22 protein-coding genes are annotated in these 25194 nt (G+C 71.0%); 17 read left to right on the forward strand and 5 right to left on the reverse strand.

Translation table 11 applies throughout. From position 1 onward, the window contains the following. Positions 1-6: 6 nt before the first annotated feature. The 7 genes from ACZ7GJ_RS11590 to ACZ7GJ_RS11620 all read left to right on the forward strand — a co-directional run bounded on the left by ACZ7GJ_RS11590 (position 7) and on the right by ACZ7GJ_RS11620 (position 8187). The gene (locus ACZ7GJ_RS11590) at positions 7-783 is read left to right on the forward strand and encodes an SDR family oxidoreductase (RefSeq protein WP_470751028.1); all 777 of its coding nucleotides are present in this window, start codon (positions 7-9) and stop codon (positions 781-783) included. Between the two features lie 66 nt (positions 784-849). Then, positions 850-2121 carry a nucleotide sugar dehydrogenase gene (locus ACZ7GJ_RS11595; protein ID WP_470751030.1) on the forward strand — a complete coding sequence of 424 codons (1272 nt, stop codon included), beginning with the start codon at positions 850-852 and terminating at the stop codon, positions 2119-2121. A gap of 43 nt (positions 2122-2164) precedes the next feature. Continuing rightward, positions 2165-3484 (forward strand): ATP-grasp domain-containing protein, encoded by a 1320-nt coding sequence (locus ACZ7GJ_RS11600; protein ID WP_470751031.1) that lies wholly within the window; start codon positions 2165-2167, stop codon positions 3482-3484. Next, positions 3466-4740, forward strand: a complete 1275-nt coding sequence (locus tag ACZ7GJ_RS11605; protein ID WP_470751032.1) for an MFS transporter — start codon at positions 3466-3468, stop codon at positions 4738-4740. The genes ACZ7GJ_RS11600 and ACZ7GJ_RS11605 overlap by 19 nt, the downstream gene beginning before the upstream one ends. Next, a complete protein-coding gene (locus ACZ7GJ_RS11610) occupies positions 4737-5402 on the forward strand; it encodes a GOLPH3/VPS74 family protein (protein ID WP_470751033.1) in 666 nt (221 codons plus the stop codon). The genes ACZ7GJ_RS11605 and ACZ7GJ_RS11610 overlap by 4 nt, the downstream gene beginning before the upstream one ends. 345 nt (positions 5403-5747) lie before the next feature. Then, positions 5748-7028 (forward strand): serine--tRNA ligase, encoded by a 1281-nt coding sequence (serS, locus tag ACZ7GJ_RS11615; protein ID WP_470751034.1) that lies wholly within the window; start codon positions 5748-5750, stop codon positions 7026-7028. 193 nt (positions 7029-7221) lie between these two features. Then, complete coding sequence (locus ACZ7GJ_RS11620; protein WP_470751035.1) at positions 7222-8187, forward strand: LuxR C-terminal-related transcriptional regulator; 966 nt, start codon at positions 7222-7224, stop codon at positions 8185-8187. Here the strand turns inward: ACZ7GJ_RS11620 and ACZ7GJ_RS11625 are convergent. The 3 genes from ACZ7GJ_RS11625 to ACZ7GJ_RS11635 form a co-directional block, all read right to left on the reverse strand. Then, entirely contained in the window at positions 8184-9056 is an 873-nt protein-coding gene (locus ACZ7GJ_RS11625; protein ID WP_470751036.1) for a D-hexose-6-phosphate mutarotase, read from the reverse strand. The two genes, ACZ7GJ_RS11620 and ACZ7GJ_RS11625, sit on opposite strands and share 4 nt — an antisense overlap. Before the next feature lie 571 nt (positions 9057-9627). Further along, on the reverse strand, positions 9628-9993 hold the full coding sequence (locus ACZ7GJ_RS11630; RefSeq protein WP_470751037.1) for a hypothetical protein: 366 nt from the start codon (positions 9991-9993) through the stop codon (positions 9628-9630). Between the two features lie 77 nt (positions 9994-10070). Beyond that, positions 10071-10787: a hypothetical protein gene (locus tag ACZ7GJ_RS11635; RefSeq protein WP_470751038.1), complete on the reverse strand. Its 717-nt coding sequence runs from the start codon at positions 10785-10787 to the stop codon at positions 10071-10073. 92 nt (positions 10788-10879) lie between these two features. Between ACZ7GJ_RS11635 and ACZ7GJ_RS11640 the strand changes: the two genes are divergently transcribed. The 3 genes from ACZ7GJ_RS11640 (at position 10880) to ACZ7GJ_RS11650 (ending at position 12041) form a co-directional block, all read left to right on the forward strand. Further along, positions 10880-11053, forward strand: coding sequence for a hypothetical protein (locus tag ACZ7GJ_RS11640; RefSeq protein WP_470751039.1), 174 nt, complete (start codon positions 10880-10882; stop codon positions 11051-11053). A gap of 2 nt (positions 11054-11055) precedes the next feature. Then, complete coding sequence (locus tag ACZ7GJ_RS11645; protein ID WP_470751040.1) at positions 11056-11475, forward strand: hypothetical protein; 420 nt, start codon at positions 11056-11058, stop codon at positions 11473-11475. Between the two features lie 68 nt (positions 11476-11543). Then, on the forward strand, positions 11544-12041 hold the full coding sequence (locus ACZ7GJ_RS11650; protein ID WP_470751042.1) for a GNAT family N-acetyltransferase: 498 nt from the start codon (positions 11544-11546) through the stop codon (positions 12039-12041). Here ACZ7GJ_RS11650 and ACZ7GJ_RS11655 read toward each other — a convergent pair. Further along, positions 12010-15129: an NACHT domain-containing protein gene (locus ACZ7GJ_RS11655; protein ID WP_470751043.1), complete on the reverse strand. Its 3120-nt coding sequence runs from the start codon at positions 15127-15129 to the stop codon at positions 12010-12012. The two genes, ACZ7GJ_RS11650 and ACZ7GJ_RS11655, sit on opposite strands and share 32 nt — an antisense overlap. Positions 15130-15282: 153 nt before the next feature. Here ACZ7GJ_RS11655 and ACZ7GJ_RS11660 point away from each other — a divergent pair, with 153 nt between their 5' ends. The 3 genes from ACZ7GJ_RS11660 (at position 15283) to ACZ7GJ_RS11670 (ending at position 18927) form a co-directional block, all read left to right on the forward strand. Further along, positions 15283-15945, forward strand: a complete 663-nt coding sequence (locus tag ACZ7GJ_RS11660; protein ID WP_470751044.1) for a DUF7019 family protein — start codon at positions 15283-15285, stop codon at positions 15943-15945. Next, on the forward strand, positions 15946-18000 hold the full coding sequence (locus ACZ7GJ_RS11665; RefSeq protein WP_470751045.1) for a HEAT repeat domain-containing protein: 2055 nt from the start codon (positions 15946-15948) through the stop codon (positions 17998-18000). A 75-nt stretch (positions 18001-18075) separates the two neighbouring features. Next, positions 18076-18927 carry an erythromycin esterase family protein gene (locus ACZ7GJ_RS11670; RefSeq protein ID WP_470751047.1) on the forward strand — a complete coding sequence of 284 codons (852 nt, stop codon included), beginning with the start codon at positions 18076-18078 and terminating at the stop codon, positions 18925-18927. A gap of 27 nt (positions 18928-18954) precedes the next feature. Here ACZ7GJ_RS11670 and ACZ7GJ_RS11675 read toward each other — a convergent pair whose 3' ends face one another. Then, positions 18955-20562, reverse strand: a complete 1608-nt coding sequence (locus ACZ7GJ_RS11675) for an alpha/beta hydrolase (protein ID WP_470751048.1) — start codon at positions 20560-20562, stop codon at positions 18955-18957. Between the two features lie 259 nt (positions 20563-20821). Between ACZ7GJ_RS11675 and ACZ7GJ_RS11680 the strand changes: the two genes are divergently transcribed. The 4 genes from ACZ7GJ_RS11680 to ACZ7GJ_RS11695 form a co-directional block, all read left to right on the forward strand. Beyond that, positions 20822-23074 carry a pentapeptide repeat-containing protein gene (locus ACZ7GJ_RS11680; protein WP_470751050.1) on the forward strand — a complete coding sequence of 751 codons (2253 nt, stop codon included), beginning with the start codon at positions 20822-20824 and terminating at the stop codon, positions 23072-23074. A 209-nt stretch (positions 23075-23283) separates the two neighbouring features. Further along, complete coding sequence (locus ACZ7GJ_RS11685) at positions 23284-23799, forward strand: hypothetical protein (protein ID WP_470751051.1); 516 nt, start codon at positions 23284-23286, stop codon at positions 23797-23799. A gap of 82 nt (positions 23800-23881) precedes the next feature. Further along, complete coding sequence (locus tag ACZ7GJ_RS11690; protein ID WP_470751053.1) at positions 23882-24724, forward strand: DUF4097 family beta strand repeat-containing protein; 843 nt, start codon at positions 23882-23884, stop codon at positions 24722-24724. A 78-nt stretch (positions 24725-24802) separates the two neighbouring features. Further along, the coding region (locus ACZ7GJ_RS11695) for an ATP-binding cassette domain-containing protein (protein ID WP_470751071.1) at positions 24803-25194 on the forward strand (392 nt) is incomplete at its 3' end.

The raw sequence follows: 25194 nt of genomic DNA on the forward strand, positions 1-25194 counted from the left end.
GTTTTGATGAACCAGGAAAGCAGGCGCGCGGCCATCGTCACCGGAGCATCCTCCGGCATAGGCCTGGCCGTCTCCCGCAAGCTCGCCGCTGAGGGCTACGACCTCGTCGTCAACGGACGCAACGAGGACCGGCTGCACGAAGCGACCGTCCAACTGAAGGAGTTCGGCGGCCAGGTCCTCGCGGTGGCGGGCGATGCCAGCCGCACCGAGGTCCTCACCGAGTGCGTCGAACGGTGCGCCGCCGAACTGGGCGCGGCGCCCGCAGTCGGCGTGGTGAACGCGGGCCGTGGTCTGCCCGGCACGGTCATGACCTCCGACGAGTCCCAGTGGGCCGAGCTCCTCGAGGTCAACGTCCTGGGTGCGCTGCGGCAGATGCGGGTCCTCGCCGGGGCGATGTGCGTGGAGGCCGAGGCGGCGCCGACGGTGCCCCGGCGCTCGTACGACCTGGTGGTACTCGGCTCGACCATCGGCCGCAACGTCTCCCCTTTCAACAGCGTGTACGGCGCGACCAAGTTCGCCGTTCACGGCGCCTCGGAGGGGCTGCGCCGGGAGCTGGGGCCCAAGGGCATCCGGGTCTCGCTGATCGAGCCGGGCATCGTCGCCAGTTCGTTCCAGGCCAACGCCGGTTACGACGCCGAGTGGTTCAGGTCGTACCAGGAGCAGATCGGTCCGATCCTGACCCCGGACGACATCGCGGACCTCGTCCAGTTCGTGGTCTCCCGGCCGGCCCACATCCATCTGGACAACGTGTCCATCCGACCGACCCGGCAGGACTACCCGTAAATGTCCATTTCATTCATAGCGCCCGACGAAGTATCCGATCTCAAAGAAGGCGGCAGGGGGACAGGCATGCGTGCAGTGAGACAGCAGAGCGTCGCGGTCATCGGGCAGGGCTACGTGGGCCTGCCGCTGGCCCTTCAGGCGGTCCGTGCGGGCTTCCAGGTCGTCGGCCTCGAAGTCAACGAGCAGCGCGTCGCGCGGCTGCTCGCCCGTGACTCGTACGTCGAAGACGTCTCCGACCTCGAGCTCCAGGAAGCGTTCGACTGCGGGCGCTACCGTGTCAGTCCGGACTTCGGCGACGCCGAGGGCTTCGACGTCGCGGTGATCAGCGTGCCGACCCCGCTGACCGGTGGGGAGCCGGACCTGTCCGCCGTCATCGGCTCGGCGACCACCCTGGCGCCCCTGATCAAGCCGGGCGCGGTGGTCATCCTGGAGTCCACCACCTACCCGGGCACCACGGAGGACGTCGTCGCTCCCCTCCTGGAGAAGGGCTCCGGTCTCAAGGCCGGGCGAGACTTCGCCCTCGGTTACAGCCCCGAGCGCATCGACCCGGGCAACGCCACGTGGACCTTCGCCAAGACCCCCAAGCTCGTGTCCGGCATGAACGAGTACTCGCGGATCAAGGTGAAGGAGTTCTTCGACGCGATCGTCGAGCACACCGTCGTCGTCAGCGGCACCCGCGAGGCCGAGCTGGCGAAGCTCATGGAGAACACCTTCCGCAGCGTGAACATCGCCCTGGTCAACGAGACCGCGATGTTCGCCGCAGACATGGGCATCGACATCTGGGAAGCCATCCGGGCCGCGGGCACCAAGCCCTTCGGCTACATGGCCTTCACTCCGGGCCCGGGCGTCGGCGGCCACTGCCTGCCCATCGATCCGATCTACCTCGACTGGCTGTCCCGACAGAAGACGGGCCGTCCGCTCGGCTTCGTCAACCTGGCCAATGACATCAACCGGGGCATGCCCGGCTACGTCGTGCAGCGCGTCGGCGAGACGCTGAAGAGGCACGACCGGGTGCTCGCGGACAGCCGGGTCCTGCTGCTCGGACTCGCGTACAAGGCCAACACCGCCGACCTGCGCGAGTCGCCGGCCATGGACGTCGCGCTCAAGCTCTTGGAGGCGGGTGCCGAGGTCCGCGCAGTGGACCCGCACGCGACGCCCGGCACCCTCGACCCGCGCATCGAGATCGTGCAGCTGACCGCCGACGAGCTCGCGTCGGCCGACGTGACCGTGCTGCTGACGGACCACGACTGCTTCGACTACGACCTCATCGAGTCGGCCTCGCAGCACGTCTTCGACACCCGTAACCGGCTGCGCAACCGCGCCGTCGAACGCATTTGAACACACCTGCCCCGCAAGGCAGCCGGAGGTCAAGCATATGGAAATGGGTACAGGGGACAGCCGAGACGCGATCGCGGTGATCGGTCTCGATCCGCAGCTGGTCCAGGAGGCCGTGCGGCGCGGACTGCGCACGGTCATGGTGCGGGACACCGCCGACCACCTGCGGGGCACGTCACTGCGGATCCCGCCCGGGGTCGAGGAGGTGGTGGTCGAGGACGTCACCGACGTCGGGGACGTGTGGGGCGGGCTGTCGCGCCACTTCGGCGACCGGCTCCAGGAGGACCTGCGCGGCATCGTGACGTTCGACGAGTTCGCGGTCTCCACCGTAGCCGCGCTCGCCACCCTCCTGAAGCTGCCGGGCACCCCGCTGGAGCGCGCGGTCCTCATGCGCGACAAGCACCTGCAGAAGCAGGCGGTACTGGCCGCCGGGCTCACCGCCGCCCGCTCACGGGTCGTGGTGCCCGGCAGCCCCGTGGCCGAGGCGGCCTTTCCCGGCCCCTGCGTGGTCAAGCCCCTGGCCGGCGGTGGCACGACCTCCACCGAGGCGGTCCGGACCGAGGAGGAGTACCGCGCGCTCCTGGAGCGGCTGGCCCCATCGGCGACGACACCGTTCGTCGTGGAGGACCTGGTCGACGTGGAACGGGAGTGGATCGTCGACGGCGTCGTCCAGAACGGCACCGTCGTCTTCTCCTCCATCGGCCTCTACGCCGAGCCGTGCCTGGAGTACACGACCGACACCAAGCCGCTGACCATCTACCGTGCGGACGGCACCGGTGAGGACGAACGGTGCCAGGAGGCGCGGGCCTTCGCGGGCAAGGCGCTGCAGGCACTCGGCTACGACAACGGCGTCTTCCACCTGGAGCTGTTGGAGGACCGGGTCACCGGCGCCTTCTGGTTCGGCGAGTGCGCGGCCCGCGTCGGCGGGGGCCTGATCCAGGAGGGGGTCGTGGCCAAGCACGGCTTCTCGCTGGCGCGCGCCGCTGTGGAGGTCGCACTCGGCGTGCCGGTGTCGGGCGCGGACGACGACACGGGCCGGTACGTGGCATCGACCTCCCTGCACCTGCCGCGCGGCACCGTGATGAAGGTGCCGGACCCGCAGCGGTTCTGCGCCCCGGAGTACGTCCACGAAGTGCGCATCGCCGCGCGGCTGGGCGTCACCGACACGCCCGCCGTGCGCTCCACCGTCCACTGGCAGGGTCTGTGTCTCGTCTCGGCCGACTCCGCGGAGGAACTGGAGACCCGGCTGGAGGCCGTGCGCGGCGCGTTCGTCGAACAGTCGCTGGTCGCCCCGACCTTCGGCACCGGCCGGCAGGTGCGCGCGTTCATGGACGGCTACGAGGAGATGTGGCGGCGACAGCTGTGATATCGCTGCACAAGGATCTGCGGCCGCTGCGGATACGGGAGTTTCGGATCTTCTGGGCCGGGCATGCCGTCTCCTGCCTGGGAGACGGCATGGTCCCCCTGGTCACCGCCTTCGCGGTGATCGGGCAGGGGGGCGGGGCCGTCGAACTGGGCAGCGTGCTCGCCGTCGGCTTGCTGTGCAGGCTGGTCGCGACCCTGGTCGGCGGCGTCGTGGCCGACCGGCTGTCGCGACGGCGTGTGATGGCCTGCGCGGACGGCGTGCGCTGCCTCTCCCAGTTGTCACTCGGCGTACTCGTGGCCACCGGCCACGGCTCCGCGCTCGTCCTCGCCGTGGGCAACGCGGTCTACGGGATCGCCGCCGGCTTCCACGGCCCGGCCTCCAAGGGCCTGATGCCCTCGCTGGTGGGCAAGGAACTGCTCCAGCAGGCGGCGGCCCTGCAGTCGCTGGTCCGCAGCGCATGCATGATCGCCGGTCCCGCCGTGGCGGGCATGCTGATCCCGCTGGCCGGTACGAAGGTGGTGTACTTCCTCGACTCGGGGACCTTCGCGCTGAACTTCGTCGCCCTGTTGATGCTGCCCGCCGCCGCCCGGGGCGAGCGGGGGCAGTCCTTCGCCGCCGACCTCGTCCAGGGCTGGAGCGAGATCGTCAGCCGGCGCTGGGTGGCCGCGAACCTCGTCGTGCACGCCCTGTGGAACTTCGGCATGGCCGTCTTCTTCGTCCTCGGCCCGGTCCTGGCGCAGCAGCGCTTCGGTGGCGCCACTGCCTGGGGCGTGGTCAGCGCGGGCATGGCGGTCGGCGCGCTGGTGGGAGGCGCGATCGCACTGCGCTGGCGACCGCGGCTGCCTCTGGTGGCGGGCAACCTGGTGCTGGCCGCCTCCGTGCTCCCGCTGCTCGCGCTCTGGCTCGAGCTGCCCATGGCCTGGGTGGTGGTGGCGGCCGCGGTGGGGGACTGCTGCATGATCCTGCTGAACACCCTCTGGGACTCGACGCTGCAGCGCGTGATCCCCGAGCAGGTCCTGTCCCGGGTCTCCTCCTACGACTTCCTCCTGACCGTGATGTCGATGCCGCTGGCGTACGCCCTGATCGGCCCCCTCACCGAGCAGATCGGCACGTCCGGTGTCCTGCTGGCCGGCGCTGCTCTGGTCGCGATTCCCTGCCTACTGGTCTGTCTGCTGCCGTCCGTACGGGGGATCACCGGGCAGCAGCGGGCCGTCGAGCCGGCGCCACCCACCAGGGCGACGGCGGAGGCGGTGTGATCCACGGCCTGACCGGCCGATACCTGCTCCTCGCCGCGGGCGCCCTCGCCGGTGACGTACGGGGCCGAGGCGACGAACTGCGCGTGGGAGTCGCAGGCGCCGCCCTCATGTCCCTGACGCTGGCGGGGCGCCTCGCCGTGGATCGGGGTGCCCTCGCCGTCGTCAGCGACCGCCGGACGGGGGCGCCGGACCTCGACCCGATGCTGCGGGAGATGTGCGCAGCGCGACGGCGAAGGTCCGTGAGCAGTTGGGTGAAGGCCCTCGCTCCAGCGGCGTACGACGGTGCCCTGAGCGCTCTCGTGGCGTCCGGGGACCTGGTGCCCGTGCCGCGCGGCCGGCGGTGCCTGCCGGCCGGGGAGAGGTACGGGCCCGTGGACCGCGCGGAGTACGAGCGCTGCGTGGGCACGGTCCGCCATGCCCTGTTCGGATACCCGCCGGTGAGCAGGAGCGGTGCGCTGACGGCGTCCCTGCTGTGCGCCACGGGGGTGCAACATGTGCTGTTCCGGGGGATCGGCAGAAGGCGGCTGGGCGAATGGAGCGTGCTGGAGGAATCCCTTTCAGCGGTGTGCGACCCCGCTGAACGGGCGGCCGTCACCGCGATCTGCCTGGGCGTTCGGGAGGTGATATCCGGGCGCGCGGCCGAGTTGCAGTTCCACGGATGAAGAGCGCTTTCCGGAGGAATACCTCTTGACCCCGGACGAGTTCGTGATCTAGGGTCCCTGTAACGCGTTGACGGAGACAAGTAGTTCCGGTAAGTCACGAGTCCAGAGAGTCGCCGGTTGCTGAGAAGGCGGCCTCGTGTCCCGGGGTGAATCCACTCCCGAGTGCAGGGAGGAAAGGCCGGCGAGCGCCGGCTCAATGCCCTGCCGGCTCGCCCCCGTGACCGGGCCAATCAAGGCCGACTCTGTCGGCGAAAGCGTGGTGGCACCGCGAGTTACCCTGCTCGCCCGCGCTCCGCAGGGACGATGCCGCAAGTCGGCCATCAGTGGAGTGGAGTGTCACCTCACATGCTGGATGTTGCCCTGATCCGCCAGGATCCCGAAAAGGTCGAACGGGCCCTGGCCAAGCGCGGGGTCCAGGTGGACCTGAGCCGATTCCTCGATCTGGACACGGAGTACCGCCGCGTCCAGAGCGGGATCGAGGCGCTGCGCGCCGAGCGCAAGAAGCTCTCGGGCGAGGTCGCCCGTCAGGGGCTGGACGGCGGAGCCCTGGAGGCGGTCCGGAGCAGGTCGCAGGAGGTCGGCGCCCGCATCAAGGAGCGAGAGGACCACCTCGCCGAACTCGCCACCGCCCGCGCTGACTTCCTCGACCCGCTGCCCAACCTCCCGGACGACGACGTCGTGCCCGGCGGCAAGGAGAACAACGAGACGTTCCGCGTCTTCGGAGACAAGCCCCGGTACGACTTTCCCGCGAAGGACCACGTGGAACTCGCGGAAAGCCTGCGCCTGGTGGACTATGCGCGCGGGGTGAAACTGTCGGGCAGTGGATTCTGGGTCTACACGGGTGACGGAGCGATGCTCGAATGGGCGTTGCTCAATTACTTTGTCGAGGCCCACCGCCGCGACGGATACGAATTCATCCTGCCGCCGCACATTCTCGGCCAGGAGGCTGGATATGCCGCCGGGCAGTTCCCGAAGTTCAGCGAGGACGTCTTCACGGTCGGTGCGGGCAAGGGTGAGCAGAATCGGTTCCTGATCCCCACATCGGAAACGGCGCTCATCGCCCTGCACCGCGACGAGACCTTGTCGGAGGAGGAGCTTCCGAAGCGGTATTTCGCCTATTCCCCCTGCTATCGCAGTGAGATCGGCGGGTATCGTTCCACGGAGCGTGGAACCCTGCGGGGACATCAGTTCCAGAAGGTGGAGATGGTGCAGTTCGCGCACCCGGACCGTTCCGACGCGGCACACGCGGAGTTGCTCGCCAAGGCCGAGCAACTGGTGGCCGACCTCGGACTGCACTACCAGGTGACCAAGCTCGCCGCCGAGGATCTGAGCGGTGCCATGGCGAGGACCGTGGACGTGGAGGTGTGGTTGCCGAGCGTCGGTACGTACATGGAGGTCAGCTCGGTCTCCAACTCCCGTGACTACCAGGCGCGCCGGGGCGGCATCCGCTACCGCCCCCGCCACGGCAAGGGCGGCTTCGTCCACACCCTCAACGCGTCGGGTCTCGCCACGAGCCGGCTCCTGCCCGCGATCCTGGAGCAGTGCCAGCAGGAGGACGGTAGCGTCCGCGTCCCCGAGGTGCTCCACAAGTACGGAATCGGCAAGGTCCTGAGGCCCACCGCCTGATGTTCCGGACAACCCGATGGAGTGTCCGGATATCGGACACTCCATCGGGTTGTCAATGCTCTTGCCCGACCGGTCTGATCACTTCCGGATCTCCTTTGGCCAGCGCAAACCGGTCAGTATGATGACGCCACCGTGACCTGCCCTGATGGTCGCGTTGAAGGCTAGGGGGCCAGGGATGCTGTCGAGTGTTGGGTTGAGAGAGCGGGATCACGATGTCTACCGGGCGCTCCTGCTCCACCCGAACTGGGACATAGCGGAGATCCAGCGCAACATCGGCCTCGCTGAATCCGAGATCCGCGCGTCCCTCGACCGTCTCACCCGACTGTCCCTTCTGCGTTCCTCTGCCAACGTCGAGCGCTTCGTTCCGGTCAACCCCGAAGTGGGCCTCGCGCCCCTCCTCCACGAGGCCAAGGCCGAGCTCGACGCACAACGCGCCAAACTCTCCCGCGACGAAGCCGTCGTCGCGGCGCTGGCCTCCGAATACACCTCCTTGCACATCCAGGCGGGCACGGAGGGCGTCGAGCGGCTGCACGGGGTGGACAGCATCCGTATGCGGCTGATGGAACTCTCTCAGCAGTCCACTTCCGAGGTCCGGGCCTTCATGCCCGGCGGCGCCCTCAGCAGCGCCGCCCTGGAGGCCTGCCGCCCGCTCGACGAACGCAACCTGGCCCGCGGTGTACGGATGCAGACGGTCTACCTGGACAGCGTCCGCAACGACAGCGCCACCGTCGACTACGCCACCTGGTTCGCATCCCGGGGCGGTCAGACCCGTACGGTGCCCTCCCTGCCCATGCGCCTGATCCTGTGCGACCGCTCCGTCGCGGTGATCCCCGTGGACCAGGACGCCAGCCGCGAAGGCGCGTTCGTCATCCGCCTCAAGAGCGTCGTCGCGGCCCTCGACGAGCTCTTCGACCTGCTCTGGTCGCGCGCCGTACCCCTCGGCGAGGCCCCCGCCACCGACAACGACGACGCCCCCAGTGAGCGGGACCTGGCCCTGCTGAAGATGCTGGAGGACGGCCTCACCGACGAGGGCGTCAGCCGCAAGCTCGGCGTCTCCATCCGTACCGTCCGCCGGCTCATGGCGGACCTGCTCAAGCGGCTGAACGCGCAGAGCCGCTTCCAGGCCGGTGTGGAGGCCGCCCGCAAGGGCTGGATCTAAGCGGTCCGCTCCACCCGCAGCGAGACCGCGAGCAGCGCCGACTCCTGCGCCGTGCTCATGAGCGGTCGTCCCAGCCGCGCCGTTTCCACGCACACGAACTCCCGATGCGCGCCCTCCGCGACATCGGGCACCGGCCCCTTGCCCGGATTCCACACCACGACGTCGCTGTGCTCGCGGTGGGAGAGCTCCACGACCCGGCCCGCCCCGAGGTCCTCGACCCGGCTGACCGCGTCCGCCTCCGGGTAGTACCGCTCGATCTCCTCGCCCTCCACGAGCACGAGCGGTCCGTCATGCACCCCCGGGGCACCCTCGCGCAATCCGTCGGTGTACCGGCCTCCCAGCCCCGCGACGCACACGCCACCCACTCCGCCCACACCCAGATACGTGTGCAGGGCGCCCACACTGCTGTGCTCCCCGTGGACCTCCACCTCCAACGAACACTCCCGCCCGACCGCGATCTTGGCCAGCAGCGTGAAGTCGTACGGCCACATGGACCGGGTCTCCTCGCTACTGCGCAGCTCCAGCGTCAGCCGCACGCCGTCGCCGCTCTCGCGGCACTCCACGAGCGCCCACATCGTGGTGCGGGCGAACCCGTGCATGGGCTCGCCCGCGTCGTCGAACCACGGCCAGCAGATCGGCACCCCGCCCCTGACCGGAACCCCCGCCTCCCAGCGGGCGCACTCGCTCAGCCACAGGACGGGCTCGTGCCCCACGGGCTGCCAGGCAACGAGCTGCGCCCCCTGCAGGCACACGGCGGCACGCGCCTCGGGATGGTCGACGACGAGAAGCGGAAGCCCGCCCAGGCGACGGAGGCTGACGGTACCGGCCAGCGCCTCGTCCACGGGCAGGGCGAAGATCTTTTCGGGCATGGGACGACCTTCGAAGGTGCACCCCCGCAGAGTCAAGCGTTCAGAGCGGATTCTTCTCCCGCACGCGGTGAGGTCGTCGTACCCCGCGTACTGCTTGTCCTTCGCGAGTACGACGACCAGGTGGGCGGGCCGGCCGCGCTCGCGCGCTGCTCCCACCATGCGACCAGCAGGTGGTCGCGGCTGCACGAGGAGAGCAGGGACCTGTCGTCCACCGAGTGGGTGGGCGTGACGCCGGCCGCGTCGAGGACCGTGGGGGGCGATGGCGATTCGACAAGGCCTACGACTCCCACAGCAACCGCTCCTACCGGCGCAGGCGCGGGATCGAGGCCGCGATTCCGGTCTCGGCGGATTGTGTCCGCAACCCGCTGGGGCGCGGCTCGCGCGGCGGACGGCTGCCGAAGTTCGACAGAGACGACCACAAGCTGCGGCACCAGTCGAGTGCGGGATCAACCGCCTCGAACGCCATCGGGCCGTCGCCACCAGGTACGACGAACTCGCCGTCCGCCACGAAGCGACAGTGCTGGTCGCAGCCATCGACGAATGGCTGTGACCAGCACTTTCACAACACGGCCTAGGGACCCTCGTCGTACGTCCCCGCCTCGACTTCCAGGGCGAGCTGCTGGAGGACTTCGAGCGAGGAGACGTCCGACCGTCCGCCGTCGTGCGCCATGGCCAGGCTGGTGAAGGCAAGGCTGAACCCGGAGACCATGGCGTGGAGGGCGGGGCCGAGTGCCTCCGCCACCAGGCGGGCCACCTCCTGCGGGGAGGATTCGGCGGGCACCCTGATCGACGGCAGCATCTCGTTCAGCAGTTGGGTGACCACGCCTGCTTCGGCGTCAGGACGGTCGTCCTCCTCGCCGGCCTCCATCGCTCGACGGATCTCCTGGGCCTCGGTGAGGATGCCGATGACTCGCTTCAGAACCTCTGCGCGTTCCATCCCCGGAGGGTAGCCCCACGCGGGGGGACCGCACCGGGGAACGGAACGCCCGCCGGCCGACGGGCGGACGGACGCGACTACGCGGTCGGGCGGCGACGGCGGCCGGTGCCCGCCACGAGGGCCGCACCCATGGCGAGGGCCGCACCGGAGGCGCCGAGGGCCCAGCTCGTGGCCGGGTCGGCGCCGACCGGCTTGGCGCCGCCGTCCGGGCTCGGCTGGTTGCCCCCGGTGCCCCCGGTGCCCGAGCCGTTGTCGGTTCCGGTGCCGCCGCCCGTGTTCGCGGTGTGGACCGACGCGGACTTGACGACCATGCCCGACTCGACCGGGTGGTCCGAGCGCTCGGTCTGCACGTAGAGGATCACGGTGATGGGGCTGTCCGGGGTGTCGGCCGCCGCCCGGACACGGAGCTGGATGTCGAACTTCGCGTTCTCGCCGATCGTCCGGTCGAAGATGGCCTCGGGGGTGCGGCCGGTGGCGTCCTTCGCGAGAGGGACCCAGGCCGTGCCGTTCCAGGCCTCGATGTCGAAGTGCTTGGCCTTCAGCACGTTCGGGCCGTCGGGGAACAGGAAGAGGAACCTGTACTTGTCGACGTGCAGCGCGAGCTGCTGCCGGTCGCCGCCCGCCACGAAACCGCCCTGGGGCAGACCGTCGAGCCCGAGCTTCAGACCCCGGCGGGTCGTCTGCTGGTCGGCCGCGGTGAGCACGGTGCTGTGCTTGACGCGCGGCGCGCTGCCGCCCTCGGCCGTCGTGTCCAGGGACAGGCGCGTGGCCGGGGCGTCCTTGGCGAACTTCATCCGGAGCTTGAGGTCGAAGACCCGAGGCGTCCGGCGCGTACACCTCCAGCTTGGCGTCGCCGTCCTTGAAGCCGGTGGTGTCGAGCGTCCACATGGCCATTTCGAGGCTGTACCGGACCTACCCGGCGCCGCTGCCCGTCGCCGAGGCGCTGGAACTCGCCGTCCCCACCGGTCTCACCGACGGCGGGGGTCGCCCTGCGCGGACCCCCGCCGGATCGGCGGCGTCGGACATTCCACGGGCGGAGCCGCCGCCGCGGAACTCCTGAGGGTGGACGGCCGATTCGCCGTCGGAGTCAACCTCGACGGGGCCCTGATCGGCTCGTCGGTGGCCGACCTCGGGCTCAACCGCCCCCGCCTCCTGCTCACCGCGCCGGAGGACCACGACACCCGGCGGCGCCGGCGCGAGCACCAGCGCGGCTGGGGCCGCCAGCTGCGGGCCCACGACACCGGGCACCTCGCCTTCACCGACCTGCCGCACTTCGCCGCTCCCGGCGGCCTGGGAGAGTCCTGGCCGCCCGACCTGTACGCAGAACTGCTCGGGACCCTGGCTCCGGCCCGCTCGGCCGAGCTGATCCGGTCCTACACCCGCCTGTGCTTCGACCGGTTCCCGAAGGACCGGCCGTCCCCGCTGCTGAACGGCCCCTCTCCGCGATACCCGGAAGTCGACTTCAGCTGGGCTCGCGGCTGAGGGAGCAAAAGGAGTTCGTCCCTCGGCGCCCGTGCTCCTAAGGTGGCCCGATGTGGCAGGTACAGGAGATGAACGAAGCTGACATCGAGGCCGTCTCGGCGATCCGCGTACGGGGGTGGCAGGCCGCGTACGCCGGCATCGTTCCCCAGACGTACCTGGATGCGATGACGGTCGAAAGCGACGCGAGCCGCCGCCGGAAGTGGTTCTGCGACCCGCAGCGGCACTCGGCGGACCTCGTCGCGCACGACGCGGACGGCCCTGCGGGGTGGATCGCCTACGGGCCGTGCCAGGACGAGGCGCCGGGCGAGGGCCGAGCGGGCGAGGTGTACGCCCTCTACGTCCGTCCGGACGTGATCGGCCGGGGCGCCGGCCGGGCCCTCCTCACCGCGGCTCACACGCGCATGCGGGACCAGGGCTTCGAGTCTCTGGTCCTGTGGGTCCTGCGTGACAACGAGCGGGCCCGCCGGTTCTACGAACGAGCCGGCTACCGGGCCGACGGCGGAACCCAGGACGACGTCTACGACGGCCGGACGCTCACCGAGCTCCGCTATCGCCACGAGCTCTGACCCGGCGGGCAGCGGGCGGCTCCGGCAGTTCCGCGAGCAGGGGCTCGTACGCCTCGTTTTCGGCGCGCGCGTCGATCAGGGCGTGCGCACGGTCCACCCAGTCCTGCGGTACGGGGCGGCCGGCCAGCTCCCACTGGCTCAGCACGGCCGCCAGATAGCGCCTGATGAAATCGGTGGCGTCCGGGTCGAAGGAGTGCAGCGCCGCCTTCACCGCGTCCCGGTGCGTCGTGGAGAAGACACCGGCGGCGCTCCACAGACGTATCAGCAGCCGCGCGGCCGAGACCATCTCGCCGCCCGGCCGGGCGGCCACGTAGCTGGTGAGCGCCAGGCTGAGGCCGGACTCGTCCAGGGACTGGGCCATGTGCAGCAGCGCGTCGGTGCCCGTCTCGCACCGCAGGTAGGCGTGGCGCGCCACCATGTGCGGGCTGGTGTAGAGCCAGCCGACGTAGCGCCGCCCCTCGCTCTCGGGCCCCTGGCCGTACACCCAGTACGGGTCCACGACGCGCGGGTTCTCCGCGCTGTAGACGGGAGGCCAGGCCCAGGTCTCCACGTCCTGGTCAGTGGCCCACCGGAGCGTGATGCCGCGCTCCTCCCCGGTCCAGGTCCGCTCCAGGTACACCCAGCCCGCGAAGGTCTGCCAGTCCTCCGCGGGCAGCTGCGACTCCAGCAGCAGCGCCGTCTTGCGCCATGCGCCGACCGGGTTGTGCGTGGTGGGGAACAACTCCTGCCCCGTCACTTCCCCCGTCAGGATCAGCAGCAGGAGCAGCAGGTGGGCCTGGTAGAAGGCGGGGGCGGCCGTGGTGGGGCGGTGGGCAGGCCGGTAGGAGTCGTAGGAGGAAGCCGGCCGCTCCTCCAGGGATTCGTGGAAGAGCCGCAGGAGCAGTTTGCCCAGGTCCTCCAGGTCCCGCTCCGGCAGCCGCCGCAACACCTCGGTCAGGAACTCCACCACCGGCTGGCGCCACGCGCACGCGGCGAAGGACAGCAGTGCGTACAGGAACGAGTCGTCGGTGGGCGGGCGCCGGGCCCGGCCGGCCTCGGCCCGGTCGACCTCCAGCAGGTCCCGCAGTTCGTGCGCCAGGAGCCGGGCCACCAGGAACTCGCCGAACGTCGCGTGCAGGAACTCGTACGAGTGCAGCCGTCCGGCGTCGCGGAGCGCCTGCGCCTGGTGGATGAAGAAGAACCGGCCGATGGTCGTCTGCGCCCGGGTCAGCCGGGCCCGCAGCCCGGTGGCGGCGGTTGCCTGCTGCGGCAGCAGCGCCTTCAGGTCCTCCTCAAGCTCGTCCTCGGTGATCCACTGCCGGGCCCGGTTGAACATCCCGAAGGCTGCTACGGCGAGCCGCAGCAGCTCGTACTCGACCGCCTGCGCCACATCCTCCTCGGGCAGCCGTGAGTCGTGCTTGAGGACCTCGCGGCGGGCGAACCTGACGAGCAGCCGCTCGTACAGCTCGTAGCCGGCGAGCGTGCCGGACTCCTGCTGGTAGGCGTTGTCCTGGGCGTCGTACAGGGCGAGCAGCAGCAGGAGGAGGGGCTGGCTCGCGAGGTCGGGCTGGGCGAGGGCCTGCTCGGGGTCGAGGGGGAGCAGGCCGCGGCGGGCGAAGTGGTCCGCGTTCGTACGGTTCCACATCTCCAGCCACTGCCCGGTCTGCGCGGGGCTGAAGGGTTCGAGGCGCAGCGCGATCCCGCCGGGGGTCAGGCGCGCCCGGTCCGCGACGACGGTACGGCTGGTCACGATGACGGCGAGGGGCCTGCCGAGTGCGCCTTCGCGCTGCTGGAAGGCGGCCACCCGCTCCAGGTAGTCCGACTGGTGTGCGCCGGTCGCCTGGAGCAGTTCGTCGAATCCGTCGAGGAGGACGACCGGCAGGGCGGAGCCGGCGGCGCGCACGACGCCCGCCCAGTCGATGGCCCGCTCGCCGGTGGCCTGCCGTATCGCCACTTCGATCTGGTCCTGCACGTCCGCGTCGGCGGGCACGTCCCGCAGGGGGACGCGCGCCACCAGGAAGTCCTCGGCGGGCAGCCGGGCCGCGAGGACCTTGGTCAGGAGCGACTTGCCCGAGCCGGGCAGCCCCAGCAGCAGGATCGGCACCTCGACCGCCTTGGGCGCGGTGAGGAAGCCCTCCAGGAACGTGTCCAGGCCGTGCCGGACCTCTTGTTCCTGCCACCACCACTCGCTGGTCAGCCGGTCCGCCGCCCCGAACCCTCCCACCCGGAAGTCGGCGCTCACGTACGCCTCGCGCAGGGTCGGGATGGTCATGCCCTCGGTGATGTCCTGCGCCCCCAGCACCGGTGCGTCGAGGGGCAGGATCCCGGCGCGCCGCAGGGGGGTCAGGCGGTCGGCCGGGAGGTCCCCGGCCGCGAGCCGGGCGACCGTCTCCTCCAGGCGCCGGACCGCGACCCGGGTCGCCTGGTGGTCGACCCGGTCGGCCCAGATCCCCACGTCCGGGAAGTCCGCGGCCAGTTGGCGGAACATCTCCTCGTAGCAGGTCAACGCGGTGCGCGGGACGCGCTCGCACAGGACGGTGCGGACCTGTTCGCGCGCTTGGGGCGTGAGCCGGTCCCACACCGCCAGGCCCGAGACGTAGGCCTCCATGTGCACTGACATGGAGGCGTAGAACCCGCGCAGCGCGGTCAGGGTCGCCTCGTACGGTTCGTGCGGCGAGGGCAGGGGGAGCTGCGAGCGCAGGAGGTGTTCGGCGACGGCGGCGAGGCGGCGGGACTCGGGTGCGTCGCCGGTGGCGAGCCGGACGGATTCGGTCCGGGTCGTGGCGAGTTCCCGCACGTCGAAGGGGAGCCGCGCCTGCGCCATCGCATCGCCGTAGGCGGCCACGACGATCACCGCGTGGGCGGCAGCCAGCCGCTCGGTACGCTCGAACCGGCCCAGGCCTTGCATGCGCTCCCGAGTGCCCGACACCAATTGGCGGCTGAGCTGGGCGAGTTGGGCGTCGGCGCCGACGAGCGAGAGAAGCAGTTCGGGCGCGGGGCCGACGGCGGTCGTCAGGGCGCCGCCCACGGCGCGGTCCAGCGCATCGACGACCGGCCCGTTCCCCCCGAGCAGTCGTACGGCATCGGCGTAGCGCAGCGGTCCCGGCATCCAACGCACCCCCCGCAAGCCAGGATGCCCTCCTTCGGCGCCTTTGTGGAACCGTGCCGTCGTCCGCCGTGTACGGGAACGTTTCGGCGGGGCATCCCTCGGTCATGGGGAGCCTGTGCTCCGGAAGATGTTGCGTGGAAGGGTTGGGCCGAGGTGCGCTACTACGTCTATGTGTCCCGCGCGAAGATCGACATGTTGTTCGAGCAGATCCCGCGGAAGCTGCTTCCCCGGCTGGTGACCGAGGCCAGGGCCGACCTGAAGATCGTCAGCGTCGCGGTGCAGCAGCCGCGCGACGAACCGACCCTCTACGACCGGCTCAACGCGGTGGAGGACCACCTGGACCGCGAGTACGACATCGGCTGGATGACGGAGCCCGCCTTCTGGTTCCGCGGCGAGTCGGCGCTGCGGATCGCGGCGACCGGCGACGCCAGCAGCCCCATGCTCATGACGGGCAGGGAAGGCGACCTGGTGGTGGCGCTCATCGGATCGGCGCATCACCTGGTGGGCCGGGAAGCACCCGCGTCAGAACTGGGACGGGTGGGCCACTCCTGGCTGCCCTCGCTGTACGGGCTGCTGGAACAGGCTCGCGCCGACACCGAGTTCGTGGACGCGGACGCGGGCGGCCACGACGACCGGGGGACGCTGCGCGACGTCCTGACGTTCTCCGGCCGGGCGACCGGGCCCGCCACCTGGTGCGAGTTCCTGGCACGGCAGCTGATGCGCGGCACCGTCACCGGTCCGGACGGCCGGTCCCGGCAGGTGGTCATCGCCACCCCGCTCTACGTGGCGATGTCCGACGAGCTCCAGGGGGCCTGAATGCACGGGACGCCGACGCCGCGCAAGGGCGCTGCCCGGCTGCGCATCGAGGGCGACGTAGAGGGACTCGCCCGGCTCGTGCTGCACCCGGACGGCACCCCGGCGGCGCAGGCCGCGGCACTGCTCGCCGACATCGGCGGCCTGCCCGCTTCGGACGCCCTGCTGCGCTGCGCGCAACGGCACGAAGAGCTCTGCCGCATCGAGAGCTACGACGACGAACGGCTCTGGCCGCTGCTGGAAGCCGTCCGCGGGCTCGGACGGTTACGCGCGGAGCATGCGGTTCCACTCCTGTTACGGCTGCTGGAGGGCGGGACGAGGATTCCCTCGTACCTCACCTACCGTCTTGAGATCACGGTGCTTCGGGCGTTGATCGACATCGGGGCGCCGCGGGGCACGGGCCTGGTACTGGCGCGGCTGACCGAGAACCCCGAGAGCACCGACATCGCGCTCGTGGGCGGACTCAGGGGACCGGAGGCCAGGGCCGCCGTCGTTCCGGTGCTGGCCTCGTTGTGGAACCTGCTGCCCGGGCACGGCGTGCAGGCCGTACGCGTACTCGGTGGGTTCCGCGATGCGCGGACGGCGCCGGCCCTGCTGTATCTCGCAGGCTCCACGGGATCGTCGCCGGAACTGCGCCGCGGCGCGCTCGAAGCGCTCATGGAACTCCCGGAGGTGCCCTGGGGCACGCCCCGTCGCGTACGGAACGCCACGGACGCGCTCTGGCGCCTGGTGCGCCACCCCGATGGGGAGACCGCCCGGCTGGCCGCCGAGTTGCAGGCACGCACCGCGGAGGGCCGTAGGAGCCTGATCGGCCACATCCGCCACCTGCGCAGCGGTCACGACACGGCGGCGGGGGAGTCATCCCCGTTCGAGACGGCGTGCATCGCGGCCTGCACGCTCATCAGGGACCAGCCGGGCCCGTTCCGGGGAGCGGACCTGCAACCGGTGCTCCGCCGTGTGCTGCTCGCCAGAGCGACGCCCCGGTGCGTACGGCAACTGGCAGCCGAGACTCTGGGAGCACTGGGCGGGGAGGCCGCGGCCGAGGCCCTGCTGGACGCTCTGGGGGACGACCGGATCGCCGACGGTGTCGCCGGGGCGTTCTCCCGGCTGACCCGGCCCCCCGTACGGCAGTTGCTGGAACTGCTCACCGACGCCGACGCCGACGGGTCCGGTCGCAGCAGGGGCGCGGTCGTAGCCCTGGGGATCCTGAGGTGCGCCGATGCCGGCCCGCCCCTGCTGGACTTCCTGGATCCGCAGCGTCCGCGGCGCCTGCGCACCGCAGCCGCGGACGCCCTGGGGCTGATCGGGCACCGACCCGCGGCCGGGCCGCTCGGGGCGCTGGTCACCGACCAGGAGCAGGCCCCGAGCCTCCAGGCGCGCGCCGTACGGGCATTGGGGCTGATCGGCGCACCGGAGTCGCTCCCGGTACTGCTGGCGGCGACCGGCTCTTCCTCCGAGGCGGTGCGCATGAGGGCTGCGGAAGCCCTGGGCGGCTTCTCCACCGCCGAGGGCGTTGCGCGGCTCGGGGCGCTCGTGAGGGAGGAGGGAGCCGACATCGCACGGGCGGCGCTCCAGTCCCTGGGCCGGATCGGGACCCCTGCCGTCCCGATGCTGTCCGAGCTGATCGCGTACGCGCCCGGGTGGCCGGCGCCGATGCAGCGGACGCTGGTCGAGGCACTCGGGCAATGCCCGGGCTCCGAGACCACCGCGGCTCTCGGCCGCCTGGTCGACGGGCCGTTCGGCGAGGAAGTCCGGGTCGGCGCAGTGCGGGCGCTCGCCAACGGACACGACCCGGAGAGCGTCGCCCCGCTGATCCGGTTCGTGAACGATCCGCGCACCCAGTACTTCTATCGCGGCCTGGCGGTGCGCGCCCTCGCGGAGTTCGACGACGAGGCGGCCGTCCAGCGGGTGGTCGCCTACTTCGAGGACCAGAGGTCCTACACGGCCGACAGCTACCGGCATCAGGCCCGCGAGGCCCTCGGCCTCATCGCGGCGCGCCGCGGCGCTCACGCCCGGCCCGACACCCCAAGCGCCGACTCGGCTGTTGCCGGTGGCTGACCACCCCGTCGTAGAGGGGGTTTCCCCCGGTCAAGCCGGAGGAGGACCCCAGCGCGACCGCTCCCGCAGCGGGCCATGATCGTTTCACCGCAGTGGAACACCGGACCGGGGAGTGATCAGCGTGACCGCGCACCAGCAGACGATCGGCCGACGGAGGCTTCTCGCCGCGATGGCCGGGCTAGGGGGTGTCTGACGGATGTCCGCGGCGTCCACGGACATCCGCCAGACACCCCACTAGCGGCCACGGCCCTGCCGGCCCAGGCGGCCTCCGCCAGACCCACCACACCTGCCACATCTGCTGCACCCGCCCCATCCGCCCTATCCGCCGCCACGGCAACGGCCGCCCGGCAGGCCGACGCGCTCCGCGCGCTGGAGCGCGCCGCCCACCCGCTGCGGTCGACCGAGCCCGGCAAGGGCAGCGGCGGCGAGGTCTACGAATGGGCCGAACAACACGCCCGCAACATCGCCCAGACCTTCGCCTTCCTCTCCCTCGACCTGTCCGATCCGGAGTCGATGGCCGCCGCGGAGCACCTTCGCGACCGGGTCATGGCCGACAACACCATCTGGTGGCACCGCCGTACCGGCGACAGGATGCTGCTGTCGGCGCACAACGGCCACGTGGGCTACCTCTCCACCGACCCCGTCATGTACCCCACGACGCAGGGCGTCTTCCTGCGCAACGCCCTCGGCCCGGGCTACGCCGCCATCGGCTTCACCTTCAACCGGGGGTCCTTCCTCACCGCGACCACGCTCGGCGGCACGTGGAACAAGGCCACCGTCCCCGCGGCCACCCCCGATATGCACGAGTACACCCTCGACCAGGTCCGCCACCGCGACTACTACCTCGACCTGCCCACGCTCGCGATCAACCAGGCCTACGACATCCTCATCCACCTCGACCGGGTCCGGGAAGCCACGAAACTCTGACCTCTGAATTCCGTACCGCGTCACCGGTCAGCGCAGGACGGGGATCACATCTCGTGTCTCGTCGACCTCGATGCCCGCGGTACGGCGGCCCAGCGGGCCGGGGGGCGTCTCGTCCGCGCAGACGGTGCCCCGTGCGGGCAGCGCCAGGGTGGCGAGGTACTCCGTGACCAGGGCGCTGACGCACGCGCTCCGGTTGTAGGCGGTGTGCCCTTCAGCGGCGAACGTCAGCAGCCGTCCGTTGTCCAGGGTCCCGGCGAGGGCCACGGCATCCTGGTACGGGGTGTCCGGGTCCCCGGTCGTACCGAGGACGAGGATCGGAGCGGAACCGGCCGCCCGGTAGGAGCCCTCGAACCGGCTCGGGCGTTCGGCCGGCCACTGGGCGCAGGTGGGCGCGTGGTTGTGGTCGTAGGTCGGCGGCCCGAGGCCGATGGGGGGTCCCAGCAGCGGGGCCGCGGCGACGTGGGCGCTGACCAGCGCGCCCAGGAGCAGGGGGCTGGACGGGTAGACGCGGTCGGCGCACTCGACGGCCAGGTTGACGTTGAGGAAGTCGAAGGAAGCGGGGGAGGGCGGGGACAGCAGGAAGGTGCTCTGGCGCGCCTGGGCCGCCCGCAGGGCCTGTCCCAGTTCGGGCCAGATCTCCTTGCCCGCGTTGATGTTGAACATCAGGCGGTAGGCGAGGGTGTAGCCGGTGGCCGGGCGTCCGCTCGCGGTGATGACGGGATCGGCGTCCAGCGCCCGCTTGAGCTGCTCGAAGGCCTGCCGCGGCCGGCCTTCGCCGAACCCGCAGGTGGTGGCGTTCTGTGCGCACCAGTCCAGGAACCGGCCGACCGACGCGTCCAGGGCGACGAACTGCGCGGCGTCGTAGGCGTACGGCACGTCGGCGTAGCGGCGCGGATCGTAGGCCCCGTCCAGGACCATGGCGCGCACGCGCCGGGGGAACTGCGCGGCGTAGACGGTGCCGACGTAGCTGCCGAAGGAACGCCCGTAGAAGGTGAGCGTCTCCTCGCCGAGCGCTTGGCGCAGCAGGTCGATGTCCTTGGCGTTCGAGCCGGTGCCGATGAACGGCACGAGGTCACCGGAGCGTTCCTGGCAGGCGGTGGCGAAGTCGAGGCCCTGCCGGACGGCGCCCTGCAGGGCGCCCGGGCCGGGTACGCCGCGTGCGGCGTCGACGGCGGCGGAGTACTCCGTGTCGTTCCAGCACTCCACTTGGCCGCTGCGGGCCACGCCGCGCATGTCGTACCCGACGACGTCGAAGGCGTCGCGGAGGGAGGCGGGGAGGGCTTCGTAGCTGTTGCGGGCGAAGTTCACGCCGGAGTTGCCGGGTCCGCCGGGGTGCAGCAGCAGGACGCCGGTACGGCGGGCGGGGTCGGCCGCGAGCCGCCTGGTGACGGCGAGCGGGATCGTACGTTCGGTGGGCCGGCGGTAGTCCAGAGGTACCCGGGCGGTCGCGCACTCGAAACCGTCCCCCGGGTCCGCACAAGGGCCCCAGGACAGGACGGGGACGGGCGGGGTGGGGAGGGCGGTCGCCGTGGCGGCCCCGGGCGCGGTCCCGAGGAGCGCGGTGACCGCGATCAGGACGAGGGCTATCGCCCACACCAGTCGCTTGCGAGGGTCATCAGCCGAACGGGTCTGCATGCGGTGATCCTCCGTCATATGTGGTGGGGGACGGGCGACAACGTACTCGCAGGCACGGCCCATGTCGCCCACCAGGAGTCGATTCCTCCCTACCACCAGGAGGTGACCCGTCCTACCACCAGGGGGAGCGTCCGGCTACAACCAGGGTTCTATCCTCGGGGCCGTCGCTGCGACCGTTGGCGCATGATGGAAGGGGCCGCCGCCCAGCTCCTGCCCCGACGTCGCCGACCCGGACCGGTTGCAAGCCCGTGGAGGCCCCGTGACCCCGTCTCCTCCCGTCACCCCGAACCCGCCGCCCTGGCCGCACTGCGGGCGCGGCGCCGATCCGGTCGCCGACCCGCTGGGCTGCCGGGGCGTCCACGCGGGCGGCCGTTCCGTCTGCCTGGCCCATCTCCCCGACAGCGACCGCGCCTCCTACCTCTCCGGCCTGACGCCGGGCGCCGACGTCGACCACCGCGGCACCACCTTCACACCGTCCCTCCTCGACGACCTCCTCCAGGCGCTGACCGACCCCGCAACGACACAACCCCGCCTCGGCGCAGCCCACTTCGACGAAGCAGTCTTCACCGGCGAGGCACGCTTCCGAGGGGCTACCTTCTGCGGCGGTGCGTCCTTCCGGGAGGCGTCGTTCTCCGAAGGGGTCCTGCTGAGCCGGTCAGCGTTCCTCGGCGACGCCCAGTTCAGCGGCGCGACCCTGCGGTACGTCTTCTTCAGCGGGGCGGACTTCCGTGGTGCCGCCCACTTCGCAGGCGCGGCCTTCTCCAGCCACATCAGCTTCGACGACGCGGTCTTCGGCGGTCTCACCCTCTTCCGCGACGCGGCCTTCGCCGACGACGCCTCTTTCGAAGGGGCGAGGTTCGGCGACACCGTTCATTTCAGCGGCGCGACGTTCCGCGCCGACGCCCTGTTCAACGAGGCCGTCTTCTCCGGCACCACCCACTTCGACGGCGTGACGTTCTCAGGCGCTGCAGAGTTCAACGTGGCCATGTTCTCCGGCTCCAGCACCGCTTTCCACCGCTCCGTGTTCGGCGGCACGGCCGGCTTCCACCGGGCCGTGCTCTCGACTTGGACCGCCTTCGACGGGGTCACCTTCTCCCGTGGCACCCGCTTCGACCAGGCGACGTTCAGCGGCTCCACCCGCTTCGCGGAGACCACCTTCGCCGGCGCCGCGGACTTCGCCTGCGCGAGGTTCACCGGACCGGCCCGCTTCGAGGAGGCGGCCTTCGAGGACACCGCCCACTTCAGTGGATCGACGTTCTCCGACACCGCTTCCTTCGACAAGGCCGTCTTCTCCCGTGACGTCTTCTTCGGCGGAGCGGCGTTCCTCGGCGACGCCCACTTCAACACGACGACCTTCGTCACGATGTGGCGGTTGGGACCCCTGGTGTGCACCGGATGGGTCTTTCTGGAAGGCGCCGTCTTCCAGGCTCCGGTCACGGTGGAGATCGCCGCCCCGTTCGTGGTGCTGGCGCGCACACGCTGGGAGTCGACGGCATCGCTACGCCTGCGCCACGCAGTCGTGGACATGAGCCAGGCAGTGCTCTCGGCCCCGATGGCCCTGCGGGCACACCCCACCCCCTTCACGATCGTCACCTCCTCCGGTCCAGTGGTGGTGGACGAGAGTGCGCTGCACGACGGACCCGAGGTGCACCTCGCCTCGGTGCAGGACGTGGACGCGGCCCACTTGGTACTGACCGACACCGACCTGGGCGACTGCGTCTTCTCCGGCGCCTTCCACCTCGACCAGCTCGGCCTGGCGGGCAACACCGTCTTCGCCCCCACCCCCACCGGCCTTCACCGCCGGGGCATCCGGCTCTTCAGGTGGTCCCGCAGGCGCACCCTCGCCGAGGAACACCACTGGCGCGCCCAGCAGGCCGGCCAGCCCTCCTGCGTTCCGGACCAGCCACGGTCGCCGCGGGTGTGGCGAACGGGTTTCCACCACGCAGACCCCGCGCTCACGCCCGGCCCCAGGGCAGTGGCCGAGCTGTACCGTCGGCTGCGCAAAGCCCTGGAGGACGGCAAGAACGAGCCGGGCGCCGCCGATTTCTACTACGGCGAAATGGAAATGCGCCGCCATGACCGCACCGGCACTCCGCCCAGCGAACGAGCACTGCTGCGGGCGTACTGGTGCCTGTCCGGCTACGGCCTGCGCGCCTCCCGGGCCCTGGCCTGGCTCGCCGTGACCATGGCCGTGTCCGTCACCCTGCTCCTCGGCCTCGGCCTGCCCGACGACTCGCCGAAACAGACCGTCACCGGCACCGTCCCCGCCAGTGGTCCGGTGGCGCTGGAGGTGGAGAAACCCGACCCGCGCCTGACCCTGTCCATGGGCGACCGCTTCACCACCAAACGGTTCGAGAAGGCCCTGTCGATCGTCCTCAACTCCGTCGTCTTCCGTTCGGGCGGACAGGACCTCACCACCTTCGGCACCTACACCGAAATGGCGGGCCGCTTCACCGAGCCCGCCCTGCTCGCCCTCGCGGTCCTCGCCATGCGCGCACGCATCAAACGGTGAGGTGTCGGCGTGGTGTCACGTGGTGCCAGCCGGTGCCAAAGCGGCGCCAATCCATGGCTCCAGGGGTGCGTGAGCAACGCATGGCGTCACCTTGGTTCATATGGCTCCGCCTGTATTTCCGCAGGTCAAGGGTGGCTCCTTTGACCTGGCCCGCGCCGAGGAGTCATCGAGGCTTGCGCATGGTGCCAATGTGGTGCCATCATGGCGTCATGGACCTGACCCCGTATGTCGACACCCTCCGCCGTGAACTCGCGGTGGCCGCCGAAGCGGGCGGGGAAGACGCCCGGCGACTGGCCGAGCGGCTCACCGCTCCGCTGGAGTCGGCGACCCGACTGACCATGCTCAATGTGCTGTCCGCCGCGATGGACGAGATCACCCGCGAGCTCGCCCCCGGTTCGGTCGACGTACGGCTGCGCGGGCTCGACCCCGACTTCGTGGTGACACTGCCGCCCGCCGGCGGTGGCGCCATGGAGCCGGCCGCGCTCGGTGCTCCGCTCCATGCCCACGTGCCCGCCGACAGCGACGAGGGCGGCACCGCCCGCGTCAATCTGCGTCTGCCGGCCCACCTCAAGGCACGTGCCGAGGAGGCCGCGAGCCGCGAGGGTCTGTCGGTCAACGCGTGGCTGGTCCGGGCCGTGTCGGCCGCGGTCGACGGCGGCGCCCGGCCCCGTACAGCGGAGAAGGCCCAGACCCTCGGGCAGAGCTTCACGGGATGGGTGCGCTAGGCGCACCCCCTCCGGCGCCACTTCACCCACACCACGTCCCACCAGCGGGGACGTCATGATGACCCAAGAGGACGGGACAGCCATGCCTTCTTTCGACACTCCCGAACCGATCTCGGCCACGGCGCGCGTGGATGCCGGCTCCATCCAGTTCACCGCAGGCGACCGCGTGGACACCGTTGTCGAGGTGCGCCCCCGCGACCCGAAGAAGGACCTGGACGTGCGGACGGCCGAGCAGACCGAGGTCGCGTACGCAGCCGGCCTCCTGACCGTCAGGACGCCCAAGTCCAACATGTTCGGCCGCACCGGGGTCGTCGACGTGACGGTCGAACTGCCCGCGGGCTCGGGGGTCGACATGACGGGCGCCTGGGTCCAGGTGCTCGGCGAAGGTCGGCTGGGCGAGGTCCGGGTCAAGACCTCCACGGGCGACGTCCGATTCGACACGACGGGCCCGCTCAAACTGACCGCCTCCCACGGCTCGATCACCGTCGACCGGATCGAAGGCGCGGCCGAGATCACCACCAGCTCCGGCAGCCTGCGCGTCGGCACCGTCGACGGCGCCGCCGTCCTGAAGAATTCGCACGGCACCACGACCGTCGGCGCCGCGACCGGCGACCTGCGGGTGAGTGGTGCCAACGGTGACATCGACATCGCTCGCGCCGAGGGCTCGGTCACCGCCACCACCGCCCACGGCACCCTGCGCGTCGCCGAAGTCGCCCGTGGCACCGTCCAGTTGGAGACCTCCTACGGCGCCATCGAGGTCGGCATCCGCAGGGGCACCGCCGCCTGGCTCGACGTCAGCTCCGGCTCCGGCCAGGTGCGCAACACGCTCGCCGCGTCCGAGACCCCGGAGGGGATCGAGGACACCGTCAAGATCCACGCCCGCACCCGGTACGGCAACATCGACGTCCGCCGGACCAAGGCCTGAGCGGCACGTCCTCATCCGGCACCACCCCCAAACCACCGCATCAGCCTTCGAATGGAGGGCGCCATGCCTTCTGCTGTCATGCCCACGCCAAGGCGAAGTGGCGGTCACCCGGCGCCCGCCGCCGTCACCGCCGTAGGTCTGCGCAAGTCGTACGGCGACAAGACCGTGCTGAACGGCGTGGATCTGCGCATCCCCGCCGGGTCCGTGTTCGCGCTGCTCGGCCCGAACGGGGCCGGCAAGACCACCGCCGTCAAGATCCTCTCCACCCTCATCACCGCCGACGCCGGTGAACTGACGGTCGCGGGCCACGACCTGGCCTCCGCTCCGCAGGCGGTGCGGGCCGCGATCGGTGTCACGGGGCAGTTCTCCGCCGTGGACGGCCTGATCACCGGTGAGGAGAACATGCTCCTGATGGCGGACCTGCACCACCTGTCCAAGCGGGAGGGGCGGCGGGTGGCGGCTGAGCTGCT

This window comes from Streptomyces sp. NPDC037242, from assembly GCF_055604165.1.